The organism is Kushneria marisflavi (genome assembly GCF_002157205.1).
Lineage (GTDB): Bacteria > Pseudomonadota > Gammaproteobacteria > Pseudomonadales > Halomonadaceae > Kushneria > Kushneria marisflavi.
The window spans coordinates 3,152,307-3,176,712 of record NZ_CP021358.1; the positions used below are offsets into that span (position 1 = coordinate 3,152,307).

Genomic DNA, 24,406 nt, shown 5'->3' on the forward strand with positions numbered 1-24,406 from the left:
CTTTAGCCGATGATGGCAGACTGTGCTGTATCAATCCTTCAGGCATTAAAAAACCGCCATAAAGGCGGTTTTTAAAGCGTCGAAAGCAGGGTGGCACTTATTCAGGCGCGATGCTCATGCTGTTACCCGAACCGATAAGCCTGACGCGCTGACCGGGCTGGTAGGGTGTATCTGCCTTTTGCACCACGACAATGTCCTGCCCGCTGTCGGTGCGAACCTGAATTTCATAGGCACTGACCTGATTGGCACGGTCTTCAACCTTGCTGCCGGCAATGGCACCGCCAATCCCCCCTACTGCCGTGGTCAGAACGCGCCCGGAGCCGCCCCCGAACTGGTTGCCCAAAAGGCCGCCCAGAACGGCACCGCCGATGCCACCAAGCCCCGAGTTGTTTTCGTTACCCGCCTGGATGGTCACGGGGCGCACGCCGGTCACCGTGCCATAGGTGACATTACGTGCCGTCTTGGCCTGATTGCCGGTATAGGTATTACCGGAGTAGATATCGCTGTTGGCGCACCCGCCAAGGGTCAGAATGCCAACGGCTGCAACAGCAAGATAACGCTTCATGGATCACTCCTGCGCCGGCTGTTTGAACCGACGGGCTGTTTGTTCTGGAACACTGTTTGACAATGGAACCCGGGACAGGTTTCCATCCGGGCTACATGGTCATGATCACTGTCTGACAAAAGGCCAGAAGATATACTGCAACACTGTAGCCTGCGAATATGGCCACTGCCAGCGTCACCCTTCTGGTTCAGGCAAGCCTTAGCGTCATGGCACGATGTGGAATTCCCGCATCTATATACACCTCGCCATGCGCCACAAAGCCAAGCTGTTCGTAGAACCCGGTGGCGTGGGTCTGAGCGCTGAGCGCACACTCGGTGAAGTGCTGCGTTCTGGCATGTTCAATCACATGACGCATCAATCTTGCGCCCAGTCCAAGACCGCGGTGGGTCTTGAAAATAGCGACGCGCCCGATATGGCCATCGGGAAGTAACCTTGCAGTCCCACAGGGCATTTGGCCATCCCGGATCAGAAAATGGATGCACGTCGGGTCCAGTGCATCCAGTTCCTCGCTTTCATCCACGCCCTGCTCATCGATAAAGACAACCCGTCGGATATGGCTACAGGCCTCGCTCAGCGTGTCCCAGTTACCGGCTTCGATCGTGATGTCATTACCCGACATGGTCAGTCATCCGCAAACTCATCGTCGTCATCCAGATCCTCATCTTCATCCACCCAGCGCAGGCTGCCGCAATTGATCAGCGTTACGAGCAGAGCGCCTGCACCTTCCAGTAACAGTATTTCCTGATCCAGAATCCGATTACCAGTCAGGCGCCTTGCCAGGGCAGGGCTGCACGCATGGCCATCGCCATCGACAAAGAGCGTGGCGCGCTCACCCTGAGGGTGCCAGGCCAGGCGCGAGCCGGGCGCCGGTTCCAGCAGGTCACCTTCTTCCAGCGCCCGGGTCAGCGTGTCTTCGCTGGCCAATGTGGCGGGCGGCATCAGCTGATCGGGATATTTTACTTGGGTCATGGTGCGCCCGAACCACTGCGCCATCTGCTCGGGATTATCCAGCGCGGCCAGCATCTGCTCACGCACGCGGGCGAGTGTGACATCATTGATCAGGGCGCTATCGCTCGATGCTTCCAGATCCGGGTCGTGATAGCGCGATGATTCCTCAAGCTGTTCACCGAGGTAATCCGCCCAGGACGTCACCATTTCATCCATGGAAGGTGCGCGAAAGCCGACCGAAAAGGTCATGCAGTCTTCACTCTGGCTGATGCCATGGTGCGCCACCCGCGGCGGCAGATACAGCATGTCGCCGGGTTCGAGTACCCAGTCCTGATCCCTGATCACCTGAAAGTCGGCAAGAATGCGCAGATCGATGCCATCAATGATGGGCGCATCCTCGGACATGACATCACCGAGCTGCCAGCGACGCTGGCCACTGGCCTGCAGGAGAAACACATCGTAATTATCGACGTGCGCGCCGACATTGCCGCCCGGAGGGGCAAAGCTTGCCATGATGTCATCAAGCCGCCAGCGCGGGATAAAGGTGAAGTGCTCCAGCAGTTCGGCCACATCCGGCACATAGTGGTCGACGGCCTGAACCAGCAGGGACCAGTCCTTGCGTCCAAGTCGGGCAAAGGTTTCGTCATCGAACGGACCGTGCGAGACCTGCCATGCCTTGTCCGGACCTTCCAGTTCGACCAGACGAGCCTCGACGTTGTCTTCACAGGCCAGTCCCGCCAGCTCGTCCGGCTCTAGCGGCGACTGAAAATCCGGGAAGGCGCCCCGAATCAACAGCGGTTTTTTCTGCCAGTAGTCGCGCAGGAAGGTTTCGGCTGACATGCCTCCCAGAGGGAGGCGTGTTTGATCTGTCATGAGGGATCCCTGCTGTTGGACACGCTTCAGGTACGTGTAATGTCGTGTGCCTGCTCGGCGGCGTTACCGATATAGCTCGCCGGTGTCATGGCCTTGAGCCTCGTCTTGACGTCTTCCGGCAGCGCCAGCGTATCGATGAATTCCGCAAAGCCCTGCTGGTCGATCTGGCGGCCGCGCGTCAGCTCCTTGAGCTTTTCGTAGGGCTTTTCGATACCGTAGCGGCGCATGACGGTCTGAACCGGTTCGGCCAATACTTCCCAGCTCTGATCAAGGTCGGCGTCCAGTCGTGCCGGATTGCTTTCCAGCTTGCTGATGCCCTTGAGCGTGGCCTGGTAGGCGATCAGGCCATGAGCCAGCCCCACGCCCAGATTACGCAGAACGGTAGAGTCGGTCAGGTCGCGCTGCCAGCGCGAGATGGGCAGCTTCTGTGCCAGATGCCCAAGAATGGCGTTGGCCAGTCCCAGATTGCCTTCGGAGTTTTCAAAGTCGATCGGGTTGACCTTGTGGGGCATGGTCGAGGAGCCGATTTCACCTTCCACGGTGCGCTGCTTGAAATACCCCAGCGAGATGTAGCCCCAGACATCACGGTCAAAATCGATCAGGATCGTGTTGAAGCGGCAGACGCTGTCAAAAAACTCGGCGATATAGTCATGCGGCTCGATCTGGGTGGTATAGGGGTTGAAGCTCAGCCCCAGACGCTCGATGAACACGCGCGCATTCTCGGCCCAGTCGATTTCGGGATAGGCGGCCAGGTGGGCGTTGTAGTTGCCGACCGCGCCGTTGATCTTGCCCAGCATCTCGATGGATTCGATCTGCTTGAGCTGGCGGCGCAGGCGATAGACCACGTTCGCCATTTCCTTGCCAAGCGTGGTGGGGCTGGCGGTCTGACCGTGCGTGCGCGACAGCATGGGCTGCTCGGCATGCGCCTGTGAAAGTGCGGTCACGGCGTCGACAATGTCGCGCATGGCCGGCAGCAGGACGTTGTCGAGCCCGGCGCGCAGCATCAGGGCGTGGGACAGGTTGTTGATGTCCTCACTGGTACAGGCAAAGTGTACAAACTCGCTGATGGCTTCAAGCTCTGCATGCCCCTCGAACTTCTCCTTGAGAAAGTATTCGATGGCCTTGACGTCATGGTTGGTGGTGCGCTCGATGGTCTTGACGCGCTCGGCCTCTTCAGCGGAAAAGTCGCTGATCAACCGATCCAGAACCTGTCGTGCCTCATCCGACAGCGGCGGGACTTCCTCGATCTGCTCATGTTCGGCCAGACGTTCCAGCCAGCGCACCTCGACAATGACACGGGCGCGAATCAGGCCGTATTCACTGAAGTGTTCACGCAGTGCCATCGTCTTGCTGCCGTAGCGGCCATCAACAGGAGAGAGAGCGGTCAGTGCAGAAAGTTCCATCGTGATTCCCGGGTCTTTGCCCAATCGTTGTGAAATGAAAAGGGCAGCCCGGGGGAGAGCTGCCCGAAAAGCCGTTACTCGTCGAGCGATTTAAGCGCGCGTCGAATGCCGCTACGGCCGGCGACCAGTTTCCATCGTCGGCCGCCCTGCTGATGCCAGAGCAGGGCAAAACGAACGCCGGACAGCAAAATCGCCCTGACCCGCTCCGGCATCTGCCGGCTTTGCAGCAGGGAGGGGTCACCCTGTACCACGATGCGGTAGCGAAAGGTGGACAGGGTCTCCTGATAGAGCTCCCCCAGGCTTGCGATCACGTTTTCGTGCAGCTCGCCGAAATGTTCCGCCTGGCCCTGGATTCGCCCCAGGCGCTGCCCCAGTGTGTTCATCATCTCGGTATTCTTGCGAAGGCGGTGCATGAGCAGAATCAGCGAGAAGCCGTAGCGCATGACATTGGGGGAGACCTGCTGGCGTGTGAGAACACTCTCCAGTGCTTCGATACCCGGACGCAGATTGTTGACCTGACCTCCGTAGATATCCTCGAATGAGGCGGGGTCGGTATCCAGCGTGGCCCTGATCAGCGTCGACCAGGCCCGTTCATTGGTATGTCCCGTACGAGCGAGTTCATCGACCACGGTAGCGGCCTGGAATACGCCAGCCAGTGCCACTGCCTGGCGTTCTTCGCTATTCATGCTGCACTCTCCAGTGCCTGGCGAAATGTCGTGGCAATCACCGCACCGCCCAGACAGACAGTGTCCTGGTAGAGCACCGCGGACTGGCCTGGCGTGACGGCGCGCTGGGGTTCGTCAAAGATCAGGGTGATGCTTTGATCATCGTTGACGATCACCCGGCAGGGCTGATCGCTCTGGCGATAGCGAATCCTGGCGCTGGCGCGAAAATCGCGCGTTGACGGCGGCTCGCCGATCCAGTGCATGGCTTCGGTAGTCAACGACTGTCGATAGAGCAGGTCGTGGTGCTTGCCCTGTACCGCAATCAATACGTTGTGCTCAAGGTCCTTGTCGGCCACATACCAGGGGGCCTCCGGGTAGCCGTTAATACCACCGATGCCCAGTCCCTGGCGCTGCCCCAGGGTGTAATACATCAGCCCCATGTGTTTGCCGATATCCTGGCCTTCTGGAGTCTGAATGCGTCCGGACTGCGCCGGCAGATACTGACGCAGAAAATCGGCAAAGCGACGTTCGCCGATAAAGCAGATGCCGGTGGAGTCCTTTTTACGCGCGGTTGCCAGGCCGTGCTGTTCGGCGATCGCTCGTACTTCAGACTTTTCCATTTCACCGATTGGAAACAGGGTACGGCTCAGGGCCTGTTCGCTGACGGCGTGCAGAAAATAGCTCTGATCCTTGTTGGCATCGACCCCCTTGCACAGCAGGGTGCGTCCATCGCGATCCTCGCGGCGGACATAGTGGCCTGTGGCAATCAGGTCGGCGCCCAGCATGGCGGCGTAGTCGAGAAAGACCTTGAACTTGATCTCACGGTTGCAAAGGATGTCCGGGTTGGGCGTTCTTCCGGCGCGGTATTCTTCAAGAAAGTGCTCGAAGACGTTGTCCCAGTATTCGGCGGCAAAATTGGCCGTGTGCAGGCGAATGCCCAGTCGGTCACAGACGGCCTGTGCATCGGCCAGGTCGGCTTTCGCCGTGCAGTACTCCGTACCGTCATCCTCATCCCAGTTCTTCATGAAAAGACCTTCCACGTGATAGCCCTGCTCGAGCAGCAAAAGTGCCGTCACGGAAGAATCCACACCGCCGGACATGCCCACGATGACCCTTGAAGGGGTGGAAGAGGAGACTGTGTTATTGACAGGGGATGTCATGGCGTACCCGTCGTCAGAAATCATTTGGCCGACATTATACGTCAGCCGCCCCCTGCCTTGACAGGCGGGAGTCAACGAGGCTGACGCGCTGCTGCTCCCGAGGCTTCATGAGGCGTTATCGGGGTGATCGAAGTCTCGAATCAGAGTCAGCGGCCACGAACGGCCTTCAAGGGCATCATGTATGCGTCTGACCACCAGCGGGCTTCTCAGCCGTCCATCACGTTCCAGTGCCTTGATGGCGGTCAGCGAATACCAGTCAGCCCGCATGATGCCTTCATCGAGTATCTCGCTGGCCCGTCGCAACGGGCGCGCCAAGAAGGTATGACTGTGATAGACCACGCCATTGGGGGCAGTATTGATGTAAAGGCCCAGATAGCTTTTGAGCGTGATTTCCCAGCCACTTTCTTCGAGCGTTTCCCGATGCGCGGCGTCGAAAAGCGATTCACCGGCTTCGAGATGGCCGGCTGGCTGATTAAAGACCGTTGCGGTCGCGTCCGGGTTGATCCGGTCGCGCTCTTCGACCAGCAGGAAGCGATCGCGGTCAACCACTACGGCCGCTACTGTCACGTGAGGCAGAAATCGGCTCATTCTGGTTTCCTGCGTGACCTGTCACGAGATGGTCGTGCACTTTTCGATGACGTCTTGCGTGGCATGTGAATGGTCTCGCGCCGCCATTCTCCCGGCGAAAGGGTATCCAGCGTCCATTGGCCGATGGCGGTGCGGATCAGTCTCAGTGTGGGATGGCCCACATGCGCGGTCATCCGACGTACCTGACGATTGCGTCCTTCGGTAATCGAGATTTCAAGCCATGTGTCAACAATGTTGGCACGATGCCGCACCGGCGGTTCTCGTCGATGAACCTGCGGTGAGGTCACGCGACGCACCCGGGAGGGGCGAGTCAGGCCATCCTTGAGCGTCACTCCATTGGACAGGGCCTTCAAGGCATTGTCATCAGGTTGACCTTCTACCAGTACAAGATAGGTTTTGGACTGTTTGTGATCAGGATGGGTTATTCGGTGGGCCAGCATGCCGTCATCGGTCAGCAGCAGTAACCCCTCGCTGTCATAGTCCAGCCGGCCTGCCGGGTAGATGTTCGGGATGTCGAGCCAGCGGGCAAGAGTGTTACGGCCCTGCGGGTCGGTAAACTGGGTCAGCACCTGGAAGGGCTTGTGAAAAAGATAAAGTGTACTCATAAGTTCAGCCTGATTGTCGACAACCTCTACGCAGTGACAGCCCCTTGATGCTACATTAGGCGACTCATCTCAGGACAGAACCTTTCGTCCTCATCACGTCGGAGTACCTCACCCCATGTCCAGCGGCAATATCAGCATTCCTGACAGTGGCCACATGATCACGATCAACAGCGATCACACGCTGTCGGTACCGGATCGTCCCATCATTCCCTTCATTGAAGGCGACGGCATCGGCGCAGACATCACGCCGGCCATGAAAAAGGTGGTAGATGCCGCCGTAGCAGATGCCTATGGCGGGCAACGCCAGATTCAGTGGATGGAGATTTATGCCGGTGAAAAGGCAACACGTGTCTACGGCGAGGACACCTGGTTGCCGCAGGAAACGCTCGACGCCGTCAGGGATTACGTGGTGTCCATCAAGGGGCCGTTAACCACGCCGGTCGGCGGCGGCATGCGCTCATTGAACGTCACGCTTCGCCAGACGCTGGATCTTTACGTGTGCGAGCGTCCGGTACGCTGGTTCAAGGGCGTCCCCAGCCCGGTACGTCAGCCGCAGAATGTCGACATGGTAATCTTCAGGGAAAATGCCGAAGACATCTATGCCGGTATTGAGTGGCAGGCGGGTACTGCTGAAAACCGTAAGATCATCCGGTTTCTGCAGGAAGAGATGCAGGTCGACAACATTCGTTTTACCGAGCAGTGCGGAATCGGCATCAAGCCGGTATCGGAGGAGGGCAGCAAGCGACTGGTGCGAAAGGCGATTCACTACGCCATTGATAATGGCCGGGAGTCGGTGACGCTGGTGCACAAGGGCAACATCATGAAGTTCACCGAAGGCGCCTTCAAACAGTGGGGCCTTGAGGTGGCGCGTGACGAGTTCGGCGCGACGCCTCTGGACGGCGGGCCGTGGCTTTCCATGGAAAGCCCGCGCGATGGTAGCACCATCGTGATCAAGGATGTCATCGCCGATGCCATGCTGCAGGAAGTCCTGATTCACCCCGAGCAGTTTGATGTCATTGCGACCCTCAATCTCAATGGAGATTTCCTGTCTGATGCACTGGCGGCTCAGGTCGGTGGCATCGGTATCGCGCCCGGCGCCAATCGAGGGGACGCGGTAGCGATGTTCGAGGCTACTCACGGAACGGCGCCGAAGCTGGCCGGCAAGGACAGTGCCAACCCCGGGTCACTGATCCTCTCGGCTGAAATGATGCTGCGCTACCTTGGCTGGGATGAGGCGGCAGCTCGTATCGTCAGCGCCATGGAAGCCACAATTGCGCGCGGTGAGGTAACCGGCGACTTTCATCAGGTCATGTCAGAGGCAACGCTTTTGAGTACCTCGGCCTTTGCCGATGCCGTGGTGCACAACATGTCGGCCTGAAGGCCTTTCAGGAACGTCTGATATCAGGCATGGCGGCTGCTGAGGGGATGATGGCCGCCTGCGTGATATATCCGTTCATGCTCGACTCCCTTGCCACCCTCAAGGCATGAGATACTGTTTTTATCGCCGCACGCTTGCATCGTCGGCATGGCAGCACCATCTTTATGGGGAACACTGAGGCGTGTTAGCGCTCAAACTGTTAGCTCGATGAGTGCATTCAATCATCTTTCCGCTTGTTTTCATCGATCCGGACACATATGTTCAAGATAGATAGTGAAGCACTTCACTACGATTTTCGTAATACGGTTACTCACGCAGGCATGACACCTCCCGATTCCGATCCTGATCATCAGGAGCAGGGCGATGTGGCCGAGCAGTCGAGCGATCCGGAACTTGAAGAACCGCCAATGTACAAGGTGGTGCTTCACAATGACGACTACACGCCCATGGAGTTTGTCGTCGAAGTACTGCAAACCTTTTTTGCCATGGATCACGAGAAGGCGGTACAGATCATGCTGGCCGTTCACACTCAGGGTAAGGCGACCTGTGGCATCTATACCCGTGATATTGCGGAAACCAGGAGCCAGCAGGTCAATCAATACGCTCGAGAATGCCAGCATCCACTGCTGTGCGATATCGACCGGGCAGACTGAGCTGTCTGCAGCGGCCAAGAGGGGACTGCCATGTTGAGCAAAGAACTTGAATTGACCCTGAACACCGCATTTACCGTGGCGCGTTCAAAGCGACACGAGTTCATGACCGTGGAGCATCTTCTGCTGGCATTGCTGGACAATGCGTCAGCTGCAGACGTTCTGCGGGCCTGCGGGGCAAATCTCGACAAGCTTCGCACCGATCTACAGGATTTCATCAATACCACCACACCGTTGATCCCCGAGGATCAGGATGATCGCGAAACCCAGCCTACTCTGGGCTTTCAGCGTGTGCTCCAGCGCGCGGTGTTTCACGTTCAGTCTTCTGGCAAGTCGGAAGTGACTGGCGCCAATGTGCTGGTGGCCATCTTCTCCGAACAGGAAAGCCAGGCTGTCTATTTCCTCAAGCAGCAGAATGTAGCTCGAGTGGATGCGGTCAACTATATCGCCCATGGCATTGCCAAGGTGGCCGGGCACAACCAGCAGCAGGGCCAGCACAACGGTGGCACAGAGTCCGAGGACAGCGAGGATGCCTCCGGTGATGCCTCTTCGCACCCCTTGACCGGTTATGCGACCAACCTGAATGAACAGGCGCGTATCGGTCGTATCGATCCTCTGGTCGGCCGTGATCACGAGCTGGAGCGTGTGGTGCAGATTCTGGCGCGTCGTCGCAAGAACAATCCACTGCTGGTGGGCGAAGCCGGTGTTGGCAAGACGGCCATCGCGGAAGGTCTGGCCAAGCGCATCGTTGAAGAAGATGTTCCTGATGTCATCAGTGATGCCGTAGTGTACTCACTTGACATGGGGGCCCTGCTGGCAGGGACCAAGTATCGGGGCGATTTTGAAAAACGCCTGAAAGGGCTTCTCGCCGAGCTCAAAAAAGAGCCCAACTCGATTCTGTTCATCGACGAGATTCACACGATTATCGGTGCCGGTGCTGCCTCAGGCGGTGTCATGGATGCCTCCAACCTGCTCAAGCCCATGCTCTCCTCGGGTGAGCTGCGTTGTATCGGGTCCACAACCTTCCAGGAATTCCGCGGCATCTTCGAGAAGGATCGAGCGCTGGCGCGTCGCTTCCAGAAGGTTGATGTACTGGAGCCGACCGTTGATGACGCCATCCGCATCCTGAAAGGGCTGCGCGGTCGTTTCGAGGAGCATCATCAGCTCAAGTACACCGATGCCGCCATGGAGGCTGCCGTGCGACTGGCGTCACGGTATATCAATGATCGTTATCTGCCGGACAAGGCGATTGATGTCATTGATGAAGCCGGTGCCCATCAACGGCTGCTACCGGTTGAGGCACGTCTGGCGCAGATCGATGTCGAGCAGATCGAATCGATCGTGGCTTCCATTGCCCGTATTCCGCCCAAGAGCGTTTCAAGCTCGGACCGCAAATTGCTGGCCGATCTGGATCGCAATCTCAAGATGCTTGTCTTCGGACAGGATGAGGCCATCGATAGCCTGTCCTCGGCGATCAAGCTGTCGCGTGCAGGGCTTGGGTCTCCGGACAAGCCGGTAGGCAACTTCCTGTTTGCCGGACCAACCGGGGTGGGTAAAACCGAGGTGGCCCGTCAGCTGGCTCAGATCATGGGCATTGAGCTGGTACGCTTTGACATGTCCGAGTACATGGAGCGTCATACCGTATCGCGATTGATCGGTGCGCCTCCCGGATATGTTGGTTACGATCAGGGTGGATTGTTGACCGAAGCCGTTACCAAAAATCCGCATTGCGTGCTGCTGCTTGATGAGATCGAAAAGGCGCATCCGGATGTCTTTAACCTGCTGCTGCAGGTGATGGACCACGGCAAGCTGACCGACAATAACGGTCGTGAAGCGGATTTCCGCAACGTGATTCTGGTTATGACGTCCAACGCCGGGGCAGAGCTGGCCTCGCGTCGCTCCATTGGCTTCCAGACGCAGGATCACACTACCGACGCCATGGAAACCATTCGCCGCACCTTTACGCCCGAGTTCCGTAACCGTCTGGATAGCATCATTCAGTTCCGCCATCTGGACATGGAGATTGTGCGAAGCGTCGTCGACAAGTTCCTGGTTGAGCTGCAGGCCCAACTGGACGAGAAGCGTGTACAGCTTGACGTCGACGAGGATGCACGGGGCTGGCTGGCCGAGCACGGCTACGATCCGCAAATGGGCGCACGTCCCATGGCGCGCCTGATTCAGGAAAAGCTCAAGAAGCCTCTGGCCGAGATGATCCTGTTTGGTGATCTGGCCGATAACGGTGGAACGGTACATGTCACGCTGGAAAACGGCGAGCTGCAGCTGTCAGCGGCTGCCGAACAGGTGGCCTGATCGGCTGCCGGTCACTACTGACGCCCTGTCTTCGGACGGGGCGTTTTTTTATGCATGACATGAACGGCAGACAGAAGGACATGCCTCGGGCAGCGGGCTGTCAGCCATTGTCAGGACCGTCAGGGCGCTGCCGAGCAGCGAAGGGCATGAGGAGGGCAGTGTCGTCAGGACGCGTGGCGTCCTTTAGCGGGAGCGATAAACGATACGGCCCTTGGACAGATCGTAGGGGGTCAGCTCAACCTTGACCTTGTCGCCGGTCAGAATGCGGATGTAGTTCTTGCGCATCTTGCCGGAAATATGCGCGGTCACGACGTGGCCGTTTTCCAGCTCGACGCGAAACATGGTGTTGGGAAGCGTATCGACAATCACGCCTTCCATTTCAATATGATCTTCTCTTGCCATATGATGTAGTCCCCGATAATCGTAATATGAGCACGCCATCAGGGCAGTCTTGCTGATTAAATAATCAGGCAACGTAAATGATGGCGGACTGAACGTGCGATATTTTGCCTGATACCTGCCTGAAGCGCAAAGCCGCTTGACGTTGATGCGCCTTTAATGATGTGTCTGGGTGATTGGAATGCCCCGGCGCCAGCGATGTCCCTGCAGATATTCAAGGGGTTTGAAGCGCTGCTTGTAATCCATTTTCTGGCTCTTGTGGATCCAGTACCCGAGATAAACGTGCTTGAGTCCCAGTGACTGCGCCCTGCGAATCTGCCAGATGACTGCCCAGCTTCCCATTGATCTCGACCGAAATGCGTCATCGGGATCAAAGAAAGTATAGATGGCAGAGAGCCCGTGGGTCAGAAAATCCACGGCGGCCACCGCCAGAAGCCTCCCCTCCAGGCGAAACTCGACCAGGCGTGAGAAGTCGTGCGCGATGTTTAAAAAGGCGCGGTACTGTTCGATGGCTGGCGGATACATCTCGCCATCGCTGTGACGTGTGCTGATATAGCGCTCGTAAAGCGCATAATGCTCGTCATCAAACACGGCCGGCCGCTCGATGACTTCCAGATCCTGGTTATTGCGTTCGGTACGTCTGAGCGAGCGGTCGGGTTCGAAATCATCAACCGGCACGCGTACGGAGACACAGGCATTGCACTCCTGGCAGTGAGGGCGATAGAGGTGCGTGCCGCTGCGCCTGAACCCCATCAAGGTCAGTGCGCTGTACATGTCATGATCCACAGGGGTATGCGGGTCCATGAACAGCGTTGTGGCCTCATGTGATCCCAGGTAACTGCAATCATGAGGCTTGGTCAGAAAAAATCGTAAATTCTGAAGAGACGACTGCGTGCTTGAGTTCTTCAACGGGCGCAACATCCAAAAGAGTGGGCCGAGGCTTGTGACATGGATGACTTGATCATGATTATCGGCGCGGTGTCGAGGCTTCTTGATAATCTGCAGGTATGTAGCGCCTGAGCAGGGCATTGAAATGCTCGCGTGAAATATCACAGGCACCCATGCTGGCCAGGTGTGACGTATGCATCTGACAGTCTATCAGCGCCAGGTCATGCCCCTCGGATAACCATTCTACCAGCCGCACCAGGGCAATCTTGGAGCTGTCAGGGCGTATCGAGAACATGGATTCGCCGAAAAATACGCGCCCCAGCAGGATACCGTAGAGTCCACCCACCAGTGTATTCCCTTCCCATACTTCAACGCTGTGCCCATGACCCATCTGATGCAGGGCCACATACGCCCTGATGATGTCGGATGAAATCCATGTTCCTTCCCGGGCCTGTCGCTGTTCGGCGCACTGTGTGATGACAGATTCGAAGGCCTGGTCAAACGTCACTGTCATCCCCGAGTTACGCATTCGTTTGGCCAGACTGCGCCGCACGCGAAGGGAGGCCGGGAACAACACCATTCTGGGGTCGGGTGACCACCAGAGTATGGGGTCTTCCTCATTGAACCATGGGAAAATGCCACGCCGATAGGCCGCCAGCAGCCAGTTCGGCGTGAGTGCCCCTCCTGCGGCCAGCAGGCCGTTGGGCGTTTGAAGCGCGTTCTCCGGCGGTGGGAAACCGACAGGCCGGGGGGCGAGCCAATCGATCATGATTGCACCTCTGAGACCGGCATAATGGTGGTGCATTGGCAGATGCCCGGTGACACGTTAAAGCCTCTTAAGTTTTATCCATTCCGGCCGACATTGAGTTTCGGAAGGGTTTGCCAGGTTCTGGCCACCGAAAACGACACGTCACATTACCGGATTTTTATCATGGGAAACTATCTTCGTCGCATGGGGCTCGGCTCACGTCTGGCGCTGATTATCGGGCTGGTGGCCATTATCGCATTTGTTGCCCTGAGCTGGGGGCTGTCGGCTTCGAGTGCTCGGGCGCTTCGTGAGCAGGCGACGAAGAGCATGGAGCAACAAACGCAGCAGTTCACCGATTCGGTCGCGCTTTTTGATCAAAGTCTACAGCAGCAGAGTGCGCGCTTTTTGAAGCTTTTTCAGACCGATAATCTGGCCCCGCCCTTTGTGCTCGATGCTGATCAGACCATGGAGATCAATGCTCGCCAGACCCCTCTGTTGATGGACCAGCGCGGGGTGCTCAACATGGACACTCAGCGGGTGGATGACTTTACCCAGCGTACCGGCACTCCGATTACCATTTTTGCCCGTACCGGTGACGATTTCGTTCGGGTGAACACCTCTCTCAAGAATGACCAGGGGGCTCGTGCCATCGGTACGCTGCTTGATCGCAGTGGCGCAAGTTATCGTGCCCTGATGGAAGACCGTGTCTACTCGGGGATTGCCACGCTGTTTGGTACGCCCTATATCACCCGCTACGAGCCCATTCATGACGCCCAGGGGCGCGTGATCGGTGCAAGCTTCATCGGTGTGAACATCACGGAAGACCTGAAAAACTTCGAGTCGCGCGTTCGATCACTGATGATCGGGGACAGCGGCTATTTCATGATTGTGGACGATGATACCGGCAAGGTACTGGCAGGGGGTGAAAATGAAGGGTCGTCCCTGCGTGATGTCTCCGATGTCGAGGGTAACCCTGCCTTTGCACCGATCTTTAACGGACAGAAGGGGCTTTTCGAGTATCAGCTGCCTGATACCGAACACGCGGGTCGTACGAGCTATTTCATGCAGTATCCCGACTGGCACTGGATCGTCACGGCCACAGCCATCAACGATGACATCGATGATCGGATTGCCGCCGCGCGTAACCGATTCTTGCTGATCGCACTGGGTCTGGCGCTGGCCGCCGCACTGGGCGTTTATATCATGATGCGTCGCAGCCTGAGCAATCCTCTGGCTCGCGTTCAGGGGATGGCCGGCCATCTGGCCAGTGGTGATCTCAGGCAGCATCTTGACAGTCGTCGTCAGGATGAAATTGGCTCATTGATTGGGGCCATGAACGGGATTGGAGATGGTCTGCGTGATATCGTCAGTCGCGTTCGTCAGTCGGTGGAAAGTATCGGCCATGCGTCAGGCGAAATTGCCAGTGGCAACATGGATCTATCTCGCCGTACCGAAAGTCAGGCTGCAAGCCTTGAGCAGACCGCGGCCAGCATCGAAGAGCTTACCGCCACGGTGCGCCAGAATACCGAGCGAGCCCATCAGGGTGACATCATGGCCGGAGAAGTGGTGGCTTCGGCCCGGGAAGGGCAGCAGCGGCTGGAGCGTGCCGTGACCACTCTGAGAGACCTCGATGCTACGGCCTCTAAGATGTCCGATATCATCGCCACCATTGATGCTATTGCCTTCCAAACCAATCTGCTGGCACTCAACGCGTCGGTTGAAGCGGCGCGTGCCGGCGTCCATGGGCGCGGCTTTACCGTCGTGGCTGACGAGGTCCGGCGTCTGGCAGTGCGCTGCAGCGAAGCCTCTGCCGACATTGGTCAACTGATTCGACATACCATCGAAGAGGTCACTACCGGCAACGCTCACATCCAGCAAAGCGGTGAGCAGATCGCAGAGATCACCGCACGAATGGAAAGTCTGAGCGTTATCGTCAATGAGATCAGCCGCGCCAGCGAAGAGCAGCTGTCGGGGATCGAGCAGGTCAGCAGTGCGCTGGCATCACTTGATGAGACGACGCAGCATAATGCCGCGCTGGTCGAGCAGTCGGCGGCGGCCTCGGGCCATCTGGACGAGCAGGCACGCAAGCTCAGTGAGGTGGTAAGGGTCTTTCATCTGCCGGCCTGATATTTCCCGGATTTGCCGGCTGCAATTGCCGGGTCTGTGCCGTACCATCATCTCCAGGTATGATACCTGCCTCTGGCAGGGTGTGACCCAATGTCATTACCCTGCCAATATGCCTTTATCAGGCCTTCGAATGCTTCATCAGAGTACAGTCATAACACTCGCATGAGTGCAGGGGGGATGGCCGTTGAGCGCCAGCAAGACCAGACAATCGCAGTCGCAGTCACAGGCCCGCCGCAGCAAAAGCGGCGCCAGCCCGCGAACAACGCGTAAAAGCGCCACAACACAGCGCTCTCGACAGCGTGTGACCAAAGCCCGGGATAATGCCCGTCACTTCAGTGCCCGACTTCAGGGCGCCGCCAAGGAAGGGGTCGCCATCGTCATGCTGGCGCTTTGCGCCTTCCTTTTGCTGGCGCTTTTCAGTTATGTGCCCGCAGATCCCAGCTGGTCGCACAGCGGCCCGGATCAGCAGGTGACCAACTGGATGGGGCCTGTGGGGGCATGGCTTTCCGATGTTCTTTATTCCCTGTTTGGTGCCAGCGCCCTATGGGCGCCGGGTATGCTGGGGCTGGGTGCCTGGCGCCTGATACGTGCCAGGGAGGCCCACCTCGTCTGGGACCCCATGGCCCTGGCCGTACGCGGCGGTGGGTTGCTGCTGGTCATGGTGGCCACCTGTAACGTGGGTGCCCTGCATTTTCAGGATGCCAGCAATGATCTGCCCTACGGCTCGGGAGGCATTGTCGGTGAGGGTGTCTCGGCCGCACTGGCATCTCTGGTCGGCAAACACGGCACCACGCTGTTGTCACTGGCGGCCTTTCTTTGCGGCATGCCACTGCTGACGGGCATGTCCTGGTTTTCCATCATTGATGAAGTGGGCAACGGCATCTGGCGTGGTGTGCGCTGGTGTGCGGGTCGCGTGGGCATGGCAGGCGCAAGCATTGGCAGTGCCGGCTCAAGGCTTCAGGAGCGGCGCCGGGAAATGGCGCAGGAGCGACGTGAAGCCTATCTGGCCGCCCAGGAAGAGGACGAGTTTGATTTTGGTCACGACGATGATGACGCCGATAACGGTCTGAGGGCGGATGTCGAAGACGCTCGTCCCCAGCGTGAACGCAGCGGCCTGCTGGCTCGCTTCATGCCTGGACGTCGTGCGTCGGCGCACGACGACGAGTTTTTTGACGATGACGAGGAGCCGGTCGCGCCGCCGCCACGTCAGCAGGGCGGTCGTGGTGACGACGATGTGCCTGAGCAGTTCTCCGGTATGCGCACCGGCGATGATGACATCCCCTGGGAGCAGCCTTATGAGGAAGCTTCAAAAGCGCGTGAGTCCCGTCGAGATACCGATCCAGTTCTCTCCACATCCGAGCCCGTGACCGAGTCTGGCCAGGCGTCAAAAACACGCCATACCGATACGTCGCTGGTTTCAGAGCATCAGGCAGCTGATGTCGAGCGTCCTGTCCCCCACACTGAGGAGCGCGTGGCCTCGGCCTCGGCATTTGATTCTGCGAGTGCCGCGGTGGCCACGCAGATGCCGGAAGACCGCCAGACAAATGATGACGTGCTTTCTTCCCGGACGCCGCCCGTCGAAGAGCCGCTGGTCCGCCCGGTAGTAGATGACGAAGAAGCTTCCAGTAGCGCCATGAAAGATGCGCACCGCGATACGGCAGCAGAAGATGCTTCAGCGCCGGCGCAGCCCTCACAGCCGCCAGCGGAAACCCCGCGGGATGCCGAGACGCCTCACACAGAATCTCCTCAGGCCGATGTTACGCGCCGGCGGATTCCTGAAGTCATTCCCGAGCCGCACCTGGCCGAAGACGATGAAGACGATTTCGAAGCACCCGCTGTGCCGGTGTTTGAGCGTTCCGAGCCAGCACCGCGTCAACAGACTGAACCGTCAACGAATGCCTCTACTGAAAGCGACGTGCCGGCCCCGGCTGGTTCTGATAAGCCGACCACGGATGACGTGAGAATGGCCGCCGCAGAGCCCTTGCAGGAGCGCGACACGCCGCTGATCGATGAGCTTCAGGACGCGCCTCGCCCGATATTGAGCTGGGAAGACGATGAGCCTGAATTCTCGACGCCGTTGAGTGCGCGTGATGACGCAGAGGCTCTGACCAGCGCGCCTTCGGCTTCAACGCTGACGTTCGAGGAAGACGATGATCGCCAGGATATCGCACCAGTACCACCTGCATCGGAAACACCTGTCGTAGCCTCTTCTACATCGCCTGCTCCCGAGGCCGCAGCGCCCTCGCATTCTGGGGCGGACAGAGCGGTGTCGCCCCCGACGATGTCTCCTGAACATGCGCCTTCAGCCGCCGCTCAGACGCCGGCACCACGCCCTGAGCCGGAAGTGGAGACCGAGGACAACAGCAGTCCTACGCTCTGGACCGTACAGCAGATGCAGACCCAGCGTCCCGCGCATGAGTCCGATGGGGAGCCGGTAGGCAAGCTGCCTTCCCTGTCACTTTTGACGCCGCCGTCGTCGCATGAGCCAACCTATACGGCCGAACAGCTCCAGGACATGGCAGAGTTGCTGGAAGTGCGGCTGCGCGAATATGGCGTCAAGGCAGAGGTGGTCGACACCTGGCCGGGCCCTGTCATTACCCGCTTTGAAATCAAGCCGGCACCCGGAGTGAAGGTCTCCAAGATCAGCAACCTGGCCAAGGACCTGGCGCGCTCGTTGATGGTCAAGAGCGTTCGCGTGGTCGAGATCATTCCCGGGCGGCCGACGGTGGGTATCGAGATTCCCAATCCCAATCGGGCGATGATCCGATTGCGTGAGGTCTTTGATTCCGACGTCTATCAGGATGCGCGTTCGCCGGTCACGGTGGCGCTGGGTCAGGACATCGGTGGCAATCCGGTTGTTGCCAATCTCAACAAGATGCCGCATCTGCTGGTGGCTGGTACCACCGGTTCGGGCAAGTCAGTGGGCGTCAATGCCATGCTGATCTCGATGCTTTTGAAGGCTACGCCCGATGAAGTGCGCATGATCATGGTGGACCCCAAGATGCTGGAACTGTCGGTCTATGACGGCATTCCGCATTTGCTGGCACCGGTGGTGACCGATATGAAGGAGGCTGCCAATGCGCTGCGCTGGTGTGTGGCCGAAATGGAACGTCGTTACAAGCTGATGGCGGCCATGGGAGTGCGTAATCTGGCCGGCTTCAACGCACGTATTGATGAGGCCTCGGAAGCCGGTGCCCAGATTGCCGACCCGCTGTGGGAGCCGCAGCCCTGGGAGATGCACGAGCAGCCGCCGGTGCTCGAAAAACTGCCTTACATCGTGGTGGTCATCGATGAGTTCGCCGACATGTTCATGATCGTGGGCAAAAAGGTCGAGGAGCTGATCGCACGCATCGCCCAGAAGGCGCGAGCCGCCGGTATCCACCTGATTCTGGCCACGCAGCGTCCGTCGGTGGATGTCGTGACCGGTTTGATCAAGGCCAACATTCCTACCCGCATGGCTTTCCAGGTCTCCTCGCGCATCGATTCGCGCACGATTCTGGATCAGGGCGGCGCCGAACATCTTCTCGGTCACGGCGACATGTTGTACCTACCGGCCGGTGCCGGCATTCCCATGCGCGTTCATGGTGCCTTCGTCGATGATGACGAGGTGCATCGGGTAGTTGATGACTGGAAACGTCGCGGTGAGCCCGAGTATATCGATGAAATCCTCTCCGGTGGCGTTTCTGCCGATGCACTGGCAGGCCTTGAAGCCGAAGGAGAAGGCAGCGATGACCCGGAACAGGACGCGCTCTACGATGAGGCCGTGGCCTACGTGACCGAGTCCCGTCGTGCTTCGATCTCTTCGGTCCAGCGTCGCTTCAAGATTGGCTACAACCGGGCGGCACGGCTGGTGGAGGCGATGGAAATGGCCGGCGTGGTGTCTTCCATGGGCAGCAATGGCGCAAGAGAGGTGCTGGCATCACCGCCGGCACACTGATAATGATTCGAGGCAACGCCTTGATATCTCTCGACAAGTCTTAAGTTTCATATGAGGCTTGCAGCGAACCTGCCACTCGGTGGCAGGTCAAAGGGACACCACGGCATGTTCTCTGCCGACAAGGACAGGATGTTTTTGATGACACTGATGACCAATGCTCGCAAGGGCTGGGCCCGCACGCTTGGGCTGGCCGGCGCGACGTTCATGGCGGCGTGCATGGCTCTGCCGGCACAGGCCGCTTCCAGCGATGCCGAGCGACTGACGTCGTTGCTTGAGCCGCTCAAGACCTACTCTGCCGATTTCAATCAGCAGGTCGCCAGCGGTGGTGGCAGCCTGCAAAACGCCAGCGGCCACATGTGGCTGTCGCGCCCGGGGCGCTTTAACTGGAAAGTTTCCGACCCCTATCGTCAGACCGTGGTCTCCGATGGCCAGAAGGTCTATCTCTACGATCCCGATCTGGAGCAGGTCAGCATTCGCCCGCTTGATCAGCGGGTAACCCATACACCGGCGTTGCTGCTTTCCGGTCAGGCCAGCGAGTTGACCGAGAACTACAACGTGTCGCGACGCCAGCAGGGCACCACCGAGTTCTTCGCACTGTCACCGCGCTCCAATGATTCGCTGTTTGAGTCCCTGGAGCTGGTGTTCAACAACGAACGTCTCTCCGGCATCGATCTGACTGATGGAACTGGCCAGCGTACGGAAATCTCGTTTCGCAATATTGAGGTCAACCCTGATATCAGTGCCTCTCACTTTCAGTTCAAGATTCCGGATGGTGCAGATGTGATGCGCGAAGGCAACTGATCGCCACAGCGTAATCTGCCATGATGGGGGCATAACCCGTATTTAAAGGTGCCTTCCTCATGAGTGACCTGTTTGATCGTGACGCGCCGCCCGGGCAACCGCTGGCGGCGCGTCTGCGTCCTGCTCGCCTTGAAGACTATATCGGGCAGTCACATCTGTTGGGCCTGGATCGCCCACTAACGCGGGCGCTGGCCCGCGATCAGCTCTACTCGATGATTCTCTGGGGGCCGCCCGGCGTTGGCAAAACCACGCTGGCCCGGCTGATTGCCGGCTATACCCGCTCGCATTTCGCAACGCTGTCGGCCGTGTCGGCAGGGGTCAAGGAGATCCGCGCCGCTGCGTTTGAAGCTCAGCAGCGTGGTCAGAGCGGCCAGCGTACGCTGCTGTTTGTCGATGAGGTGCACCGCTTCAACAAGGCGCAGCAGGATGCCTTTCTGCCTTGGGTGGAAGAGGGCGTCTTCACGTTTGTCGGGGCGACGACCGAAAACCCTTCCTTTGAACTCAATAACGCCCTGCTTTCACGGGCGCGTGTCCATGTGCTCAAGCCGTTAACGCCTCAGGAGCTGCGTCAGGTCATCGACCGAGCATTGGTTGAGCCGGCCGGACTTGGCGAGGCGGGCATTGAAGCTCCCGAGAGCGTGCGCGATTTGCTGGCACAGGCCGCCGATGGCGATGCGCGCCGTGCGCTCAATCTGCTGGAAATTGCCGCTGACATGGCTGAAGCCGGCGGTGATGGCAAGGCGCCCACGCTGTCCGAGGCCGTGGTCGAGGAAGTGCTGGGAGAGAGCACGCGCCGCCTCGACCGTGGAGGCGATCTTTTTTACGACCAGATTTCGGCACTTCACAAGTCAATTCGGGGCAGCGCTCCCGATGCTGCGCTTTACTGGTACTGCCGCATGCTCGATGGCGGGGCCGATCCGCTCTATATCGCGCGTCGCGTGGTGCGCATGGCCAGCGAAGAGATCGGTAACGCGGATCCTCGGGCCCTGCGGCTGGCACTCGATGGATGGGAAGTGCAGGAGCGTCTGGGCAGTCCGGAAGGCGAGCTGGCCGTGGCACAGGCCATTCTTTATATCGCCAGCGCGCCCAAGAGCAATGCCGCCTACGTGGCCTATAACCAGGCACGCGCGCATGTGGCCTCTACGCCCGGGCATGAGGTGCCGGTGCATCTACGCAATGCTCCCACATCCCTGATGAAATCCCTGGGTCACGGCCACGAATACCGCTATGCCCATGATGAGCCGAACGCCTACGCCGCCGGTGAAACCTATTTCCCCGAGCCGTTGGTGGGCACCCGGTATTATCAGCCGGTCGATCGAGGCCTCGAAAAGCGTATCGCTGAAAAGCTTGAATGGCTGGAAGGGCTCGATCGGGATGCGACGCATCGACGCAGCCCTGAAGCACCATGAGAAAGGATGAGCCGGGCAAGGAGATGTCTCATGCCCGCCATGCCGGGCTCATGACCGCGATGGTTGCTGGCACGCATGTCAGAGCTGTGTCGGGTATTAATTTTAGTGCCACCGGCATGCGACCAAAGTAAGTGGCGACCAGGGGCAAAAGTCACAAGAATGGTACCTCGTCAAATTTGCCGGAGACGCCGCCATGCTCAAGTTGACCCAGCTTCGTCAGGATCATGCGCATATGGCTCGACTGCTTCATGTGCTTTCACTGCAGCATCGCTATCTTGTGACCGGAGAGCGCCCGAGTTTTCGCCTCATGCGGGAAGCCTGTGATTACATCATGGACTACATGAGCGATTACATCGTGCCGCTGGAAACACTGTGCGGCCATCGGCTGACCGAGCGCGGTGCCCACACCGGTCAGGAGGTCTGCGAACTGGCCGGTGAGTATCGCGAGCTCATACAGCGTCTAAGGCATCTGGAGGATGATCTCGATAACATCCTGATGGATGCCATCATGCCCATGACGCTTTTTGGTGAGCGTCTCAAGGCCTATCTTGATGCGCACCGCCACGTGTTACGTATGGAACGTGAGCACCTGTTTCCGCTGCTGGATGCCAGCATGAACGAAGATGAGTACGTCGAATTGCGTGACACGCTGCCGCTTCAGGCCCGCACTCAGCTGGCGCGTCTGCAGCAGGAGTATCCTGACCTCTACGCCGAGTTTCGGGATATTCGTTCGGCGGTGGCCTGAGTGTCCTGCGCCCGGGGGCGTGATCCCCGGCTTCGCAGTCGAATGATCATGCAGACATGAGCGGGGCGGCATCAGGATGCCGCCCCGCATTTTTAATGCCGATACTGTAAAAGGTTACAACCGTTCGTAGGCATACCCTTCATTGCCATAGATGGCCAGTGTCGTCAGGGCAGAAGGCGTGATGCCGATCTCCTTGTTGACATCGGCATCGGCAATCTTCCAGTGGCTGAGGACCTGACCGCAGACCTCTACCCGAACGCCTGCCTTGTTCAGAGCATGAATCAGGGGGATGTTGGGATTATCGACGCCATACCATTCGTCATAAAGATTGGAAGCCACCACGCTACGCGTGGCATCGCCATGAATGATGGCTACAAAGTCCAGATTTTCCAGCGGAACACCAGCGTCAGCAAACACATTGACAGCGCGTGCCACGCGCATCAAACCCGGATTGATGGCCCGTGGGTCGTCGCTTCCGCTAACCACATCGAAGATGACCCGATAATGCTTGTCGGGATCGGGCACATCTACCGTGTCATGGCGCTCGGCAATGCCGCCGAATTTTTCTATTGCAGGGTAAATGGCATGGTCAATGCTCGCGGCCTGTTTGCGGGGTATGACCGCAGCGAAAAGCAGCATGAGGACAGCGGCCAATATCAGTGCTGCCAGCATCCAGTGCCGTTTGAAAAGAGTCAGCATATCGAGTCCCTGAGAGCCAAAGTGGTCGTGGTTGTCGTGATGGGGCCTATCCCCTGCGGGATAACGGGCGAGGTATAGCCAATGAGGCGACCGGAGTCTACAGATTTTGCAGCCAGGCCGCAGTGCCATAGCGACTGGATATGATGGCAGGAGCGTCATCGGTACTTGAGCTGCGATGGGCAGGCGCTACACTGGCCGCCTCTTTCATCATGACCGTTATCACAACGGCCGGACCAGGTATCTGACATTGAGCGTACCCGTCGTTGACCCCGACCAGTATTCCGTACAGCTTGACGCCAAGCGTCAGCGCATCGTCGAGCAGTTCGCCCGCTTTCAGGCGCCCACCCTCGAGGTATTCGCTTCCCCGGCAAGCCATTACCGCATGCGCTGCGAATTTCGCCTGTGGCATGAAGGCGATGATTTGTTTCATGCCATGTTCGAGACCGGCGCAGACGGCGCTAAACATACCGTGCGCATGGATCAATATGAGGTGGCAAGCCGGCGTATCAATGCGCTGATGACCGGGGTGATCGATGCCATTCGTGATCGCCCCGAGCTGCGTCATCGGCTGTTCCAGGTCGAGTATCTGACGACCCGACAGGGCGAGGCGCTCATCACGCTGGTCTATCATCGACCGCTCGATGACCAATGGGAGCAGGCCGCGCGTGAGCTCGAGACAACGCTGGATGCTGCCATTATCGGGCGTGCGCGCAAACAGCGACGGGTGCTGACACGTGAGTCGGTCACCGAGCACCTTCATGTGGCCGGTCAGGTCTACAGTTATCAACAGGTCGAAAACAGCTTCACCCAGCCCAACGCCGATATTGCCGAGAGCATGCTCAACTGGGCTCGAGAAGTGACGCAGGCCGAGAATGGACAGCGTCGCGAGACCGATCTGGTCGAGCTTTACTGCGGTAATGGCAACTTCACGATTGCACTGGCAGACAACTTCCGGCGGGTCGTGGCCACTGAGATTTCGCGAACGTCCGTGGCCTCGGCCCAGCATAATCTGGCATTGAATGACATCGACAACGTTCACGTGGCCCGCATGTCGAGCGAGGAGTTTGCTCAGGCGCTGTCCGGTGAGAAGACAGGGCGCCGGGTCAGTGACATGCAGCTTGAAACGCACGACTTTTCGACCGTTTTGGTAGACCCGCCGCGTGCCGGGCTGGATGCCGATAGCTGCGAGCAGATCGCTCGCTTTGACGAGATTGTCTACATCTCATGCAACCCTGATACGCTCGAAGCCAATCTAGAGCAGCTTGGGCAGACCCATGAGATCCACCGCTTTGCACTTTTTGACCAGTTTCCCTATACCGATCACTGTGAGTGTGGCGTTTTGCTCAAGCGCCGCCCCCGGTCTGAATGACGTCTATCCGGCTTTTGATACCGCGGCGCCCGTGATTTTGTGAGCAGCCATGCCGAAGACGTCATGATTGGGGCAACCCTCATGCCGGATGCTCATGGGGCATGATAAAAATGCGCATACAGTAGGGATAAAGCGTTTG

21 protein-coding genes are annotated in these 24,406 nt (G+C 58.5%); 9 read left to right on the forward strand and 12 right to left on the reverse strand.

Annotation, left to right across the window (positions count from 1 at the left end):
• Positions 1 to 97 precede the first annotated feature (97 nt).
• The 8 genes from B9H00_RS14300 to B9H00_RS14335 all read right to left on the reverse strand — a co-directional run bounded on the left by B9H00_RS14300 (position 98) and on the right by B9H00_RS14335 (position 6,807).
• A complete protein-coding gene (locus B9H00_RS14300; RefSeq protein ID WP_086901224.1) occupies positions 98 to 565 on the reverse strand; it encodes an outer membrane lipoprotein in 468 nt (155 codons plus the stop codon).
• A gap of 187 nt (positions 566 to 752) precedes the next feature.
• Positions 753 to 1,184, reverse strand: coding sequence for a GNAT family N-acetyltransferase (locus B9H00_RS14305; protein WP_086901225.1), 432 nt, complete (start codon positions 1,182 to 1,184; stop codon positions 753 to 755).
• 2 nt (positions 1,185 to 1,186) lie between these two features.
• A complete protein-coding gene (locus tag B9H00_RS14310) occupies positions 1,187 to 2,386 on the reverse strand; it encodes a cupin domain-containing protein (protein ID WP_086901226.1) in 1,200 nt (399 codons plus the stop codon).
• Positions 2,387 to 2,412: 26 nt separating this feature from the next.
• Complete coding sequence (gene purB / locus B9H00_RS14315) at positions 2,413 to 3,789, reverse strand: adenylosuccinate lyase (protein ID WP_086901227.1); 1,377 nt, start codon at positions 3,787 to 3,789, stop codon at positions 2,413 to 2,415.
• Positions 3,790 to 3,863: 74 nt separating this feature from the next.
• Positions 3,864 to 4,475 carry a high frequency lysogenization protein HflD gene (gene hflD, locus B9H00_RS14320; protein WP_086901228.1) on the reverse strand — a complete coding sequence of 204 codons (612 nt, stop codon included), beginning with the start codon at positions 4,473 to 4,475 and terminating at the stop codon, positions 3,864 to 3,866.
• Positions 4,472 to 5,614, reverse strand: coding sequence for a tRNA 2-thiouridine(34) synthase MnmA (gene mnmA, locus B9H00_RS14325; RefSeq protein ID WP_086901908.1), 1,143 nt, complete (start codon positions 5,612 to 5,614; stop codon positions 4,472 to 4,474). The genes hflD and mnmA overlap by 4 nt, the downstream gene beginning before the upstream one ends.
• A 105-nt stretch (positions 5,615 to 5,719) precedes the next feature.
• Entirely contained in the window at positions 5,720 to 6,202 is a 483-nt protein-coding gene (locus tag B9H00_RS14330; RefSeq protein WP_086901229.1) for an NUDIX domain-containing protein, read from the reverse strand.
• Positions 6,199 to 6,807: a pseudouridine synthase gene (locus B9H00_RS14335; protein ID WP_086901230.1), complete on the reverse strand. Its 609-nt coding sequence runs from the start codon at positions 6,805 to 6,807 to the stop codon at positions 6,199 to 6,201. Before B9H00_RS14335 ends, B9H00_RS14330 begins: the two co-directional genes overlap by 4 nt.
• 115 nt (positions 6,808 to 6,922) lie before the next feature.
• Between B9H00_RS14335 and icd the strand changes: the two genes are divergently transcribed.
• The 3 genes from icd to clpA all read left to right on the forward strand — a co-directional run bounded on the left by icd (position 6,923) and on the right by clpA (position 11,145).
• Entirely contained in the window at positions 6,923 to 8,185 is a 1,263-nt protein-coding gene (icd, locus tag B9H00_RS14340) for an NADP-dependent isocitrate dehydrogenase (RefSeq protein ID WP_086901231.1), read from the forward strand.
• A 257-nt stretch (positions 8,186 to 8,442) separates the two neighbouring features.
• Positions 8,443 to 8,838, forward strand: coding sequence for an ATP-dependent Clp protease adapter ClpS (gene clpS / locus B9H00_RS14345; protein WP_086901232.1), 396 nt, complete (start codon positions 8,443 to 8,445; stop codon positions 8,836 to 8,838).
• Between the two features lie 30 nt (positions 8,839 to 8,868).
• Entirely contained in the window at positions 8,869 to 11,145 is a 2,277-nt protein-coding gene (gene clpA / locus B9H00_RS14350; protein WP_086901233.1) for an ATP-dependent Clp protease ATP-binding subunit ClpA, read from the forward strand.
• Positions 11,146 to 11,328: 183 nt separating this feature from the next.
• Here the strand turns inward: clpA and infA are convergent, their stop codons facing one another.
• From infA to aat, 3 genes are all read right to left on the reverse strand, one after another.
• Positions 11,329 to 11,547, reverse strand: coding sequence for a translation initiation factor IF-1 (gene infA, locus B9H00_RS14355; protein WP_007111068.1), 219 nt, complete (start codon positions 11,545 to 11,547; stop codon positions 11,329 to 11,331).
• 153 nt (positions 11,548 to 11,700) lie between these two features.
• A complete protein-coding gene (locus tag B9H00_RS14360) occupies positions 11,701 to 12,465 on the reverse strand; it encodes an arginyltransferase (protein WP_086901234.1) in 765 nt (254 codons plus the stop codon).
• A gap of 46 nt (positions 12,466 to 12,511) precedes the next feature.
• The gene (gene aat / locus B9H00_RS14365) at positions 12,512 to 13,201 is read right to left on the reverse strand and encodes a leucyl/phenylalanyl-tRNA--protein transferase (protein ID WP_086901909.1); all 690 of its coding nucleotides are present in this window, start codon (positions 13,199 to 13,201) and stop codon (positions 12,512 to 12,514) included.
• Positions 13,202 to 13,363: 162 nt separating this feature from the next.
• On the opposite strand from aat, the gene B9H00_RS14370 reads away from it, so the two are divergent.
• From B9H00_RS14370 to B9H00_RS14390, 5 genes are all read left to right on the forward strand, one after another.
• Positions 13,364 to 15,307: a methyl-accepting chemotaxis protein gene (locus B9H00_RS14370; protein WP_169713447.1), complete on the forward strand. Its 1,944-nt coding sequence runs from the start codon at positions 13,364 to 13,366 to the stop codon at positions 15,305 to 15,307.
• 184 nt (positions 15,308 to 15,491) lie between these two features.
• Positions 15,492 to 19,244: a DNA translocase FtsK gene (locus B9H00_RS14375; protein WP_211329582.1), complete on the forward strand. Its 3,753-nt coding sequence runs from the start codon at positions 15,492 to 15,494 to the stop codon at positions 19,242 to 19,244.
• A gap of 204 nt (positions 19,245 to 19,448) precedes the next feature.
• A complete protein-coding gene (gene lolA / locus B9H00_RS14380; protein ID WP_169713464.1) occupies positions 19,449 to 20,045 on the forward strand; it encodes an outer membrane lipoprotein chaperone LolA in 597 nt (198 codons plus the stop codon).
• 59 nt (positions 20,046 to 20,104) lie between these two features.
• Positions 20,105 to 21,454 carry a replication-associated recombination protein A gene (locus B9H00_RS14385; RefSeq protein WP_086901236.1) on the forward strand — a complete coding sequence of 450 codons (1,350 nt, stop codon included), beginning with the start codon at positions 20,105 to 20,107 and terminating at the stop codon, positions 21,452 to 21,454.
• Positions 21,455 to 21,647: 193 nt separating this feature from the next.
• Complete coding sequence (locus B9H00_RS14390; protein WP_086901237.1) at positions 21,648 to 22,199, forward strand: hemerythrin domain-containing protein; 552 nt, start codon at positions 21,648 to 21,650, stop codon at positions 22,197 to 22,199.
• A 114-nt stretch (positions 22,200 to 22,313) separates the two neighbouring features.
• On the opposite strand, the gene B9H00_RS14395 is transcribed toward B9H00_RS14390, so the two are convergent.
• Positions 22,314 to 22,898: a DsrE family protein gene (locus B9H00_RS14395; protein WP_157663232.1), complete on the reverse strand. Its 585-nt coding sequence runs from the start codon at positions 22,896 to 22,898 to the stop codon at positions 22,314 to 22,316.
• A 247-nt stretch (positions 22,899 to 23,145) separates the two neighbouring features.
• Between B9H00_RS14395 and trmA the strand changes: the two genes are divergently transcribed.
• Entirely contained in the window at positions 23,146 to 24,267 is a 1,122-nt protein-coding gene (gene trmA / locus B9H00_RS14400) for a tRNA (uridine(54)-C5)-methyltransferase TrmA (RefSeq protein WP_086901912.1), read from the forward strand.
• Positions 24,268 to 24,406: the final 139 nt, after the last annotated feature.

Excerpts from the sequence above, each read along its gene's own strand:
- B9H00_RS14370 (WP_169713447.1), top strand. The coding sequence starts at position 13,364 with ATGGGAAACTATCTTCGTCGCATGGGGCTCGGCTCACGTCTGGCGCTG.
- B9H00_RS14390 (WP_086901237.1), top strand. The coding sequence starts at position 21,648 with ATGCTCAAGTTGACCCAGCTTCGTCAGGATCATGCGCATATGGCTCGA.
- B9H00_RS14330 (WP_086901229.1), bottom strand. The coding sequence starts at position 6,202 with ATGAGCCGATTTCTGCCTCACGTGACAGTAGCGGCCGTAGTGGTTGAC.
- clpA (WP_086901233.1), top strand. The coding sequence starts at position 8,869 with ATGTTGAGCAAAGAACTTGAATTGACCCTGAACACCGCATTTACCGTG.
- infA (WP_007111068.1), bottom strand. The coding sequence starts at position 11,547 with ATGGCAAGAGAAGATCATATTGAAATGGAAGGCGTGATTGTCGATACG.
- aat (WP_086901909.1), bottom strand. The coding sequence starts at position 13,201 with ATGATCGATTGGCTCGCCCCCCGGCCTGTCGGTTTCCCACCGCCGGAG.
- hflD (WP_086901228.1), bottom strand. The coding sequence starts at position 4,475 with ATGAATAGCGAAGAACGCCAGGCAGTGGCACTGGCTGGCGTATTCCAG.
- purB (WP_086901227.1), bottom strand. The coding sequence starts at position 3,789 with ATGGAACTTTCTGCACTGACCGCTCTCTCTCCTGTTGATGGCCGCTAC.
- lolA (WP_169713464.1), top strand. The coding sequence starts at position 19,449 with ATGGCGGCGTGCATGGCTCTGCCGGCACAGGCCGCTTCCAGCGATGCC.
- B9H00_RS14310 (WP_086901226.1), bottom strand. The coding sequence starts at position 2,386 with ATGACAGATCAAACACGCCTCCCTCTGGGAGGCATGTCAGCCGAAACC.
- icd (WP_086901231.1), top strand. The coding sequence starts at position 6,923 with ATGTCCAGCGGCAATATCAGCATTCCTGACAGTGGCCACATGATCACG.
- B9H00_RS14300 (WP_086901224.1), bottom strand. The coding sequence starts at position 565 with ATGAAGCGTTATCTTGCTGTTGCAGCCGTTGGCATTCTGACCCTTGGC.
- B9H00_RS14335 (WP_086901230.1), bottom strand. The coding sequence starts at position 6,807 with ATGAGTACACTTTATCTTTTTCACAAGCCCTTCCAGGTGCTGACCCAG.
- B9H00_RS14360 (WP_086901234.1), bottom strand. The coding sequence starts at position 12,465 with ATGTTGCGCCCGTTGAAGAACTCAAGCACGCAGTCGTCTCTTCAGAAT.
- mnmA (WP_086901908.1), bottom strand. The coding sequence starts at position 5,614 with ATGACATCCCCTGTCAATAACACAGTCTCCTCTTCCACCCCTTCAAGG.
- B9H00_RS14385 (WP_086901236.1), top strand. The coding sequence starts at position 20,105 with ATGAGTGACCTGTTTGATCGTGACGCGCCGCCCGGGCAACCGCTGGCG.
- B9H00_RS14395 (WP_157663232.1), bottom strand. The coding sequence starts at position 22,898 with ATGCTGACTCTTTTCAAACGGCACTGGATGCTGGCAGCACTGATATTG.
- B9H00_RS14305 (WP_086901225.1), bottom strand. The coding sequence starts at position 1,184 with ATGTCGGGTAATGACATCACGATCGAAGCCGGTAACTGGGACACGCTG.
- clpS (WP_086901232.1), top strand. The coding sequence starts at position 8,443 with ATGTTCAAGATAGATAGTGAAGCACTTCACTACGATTTTCGTAATACG.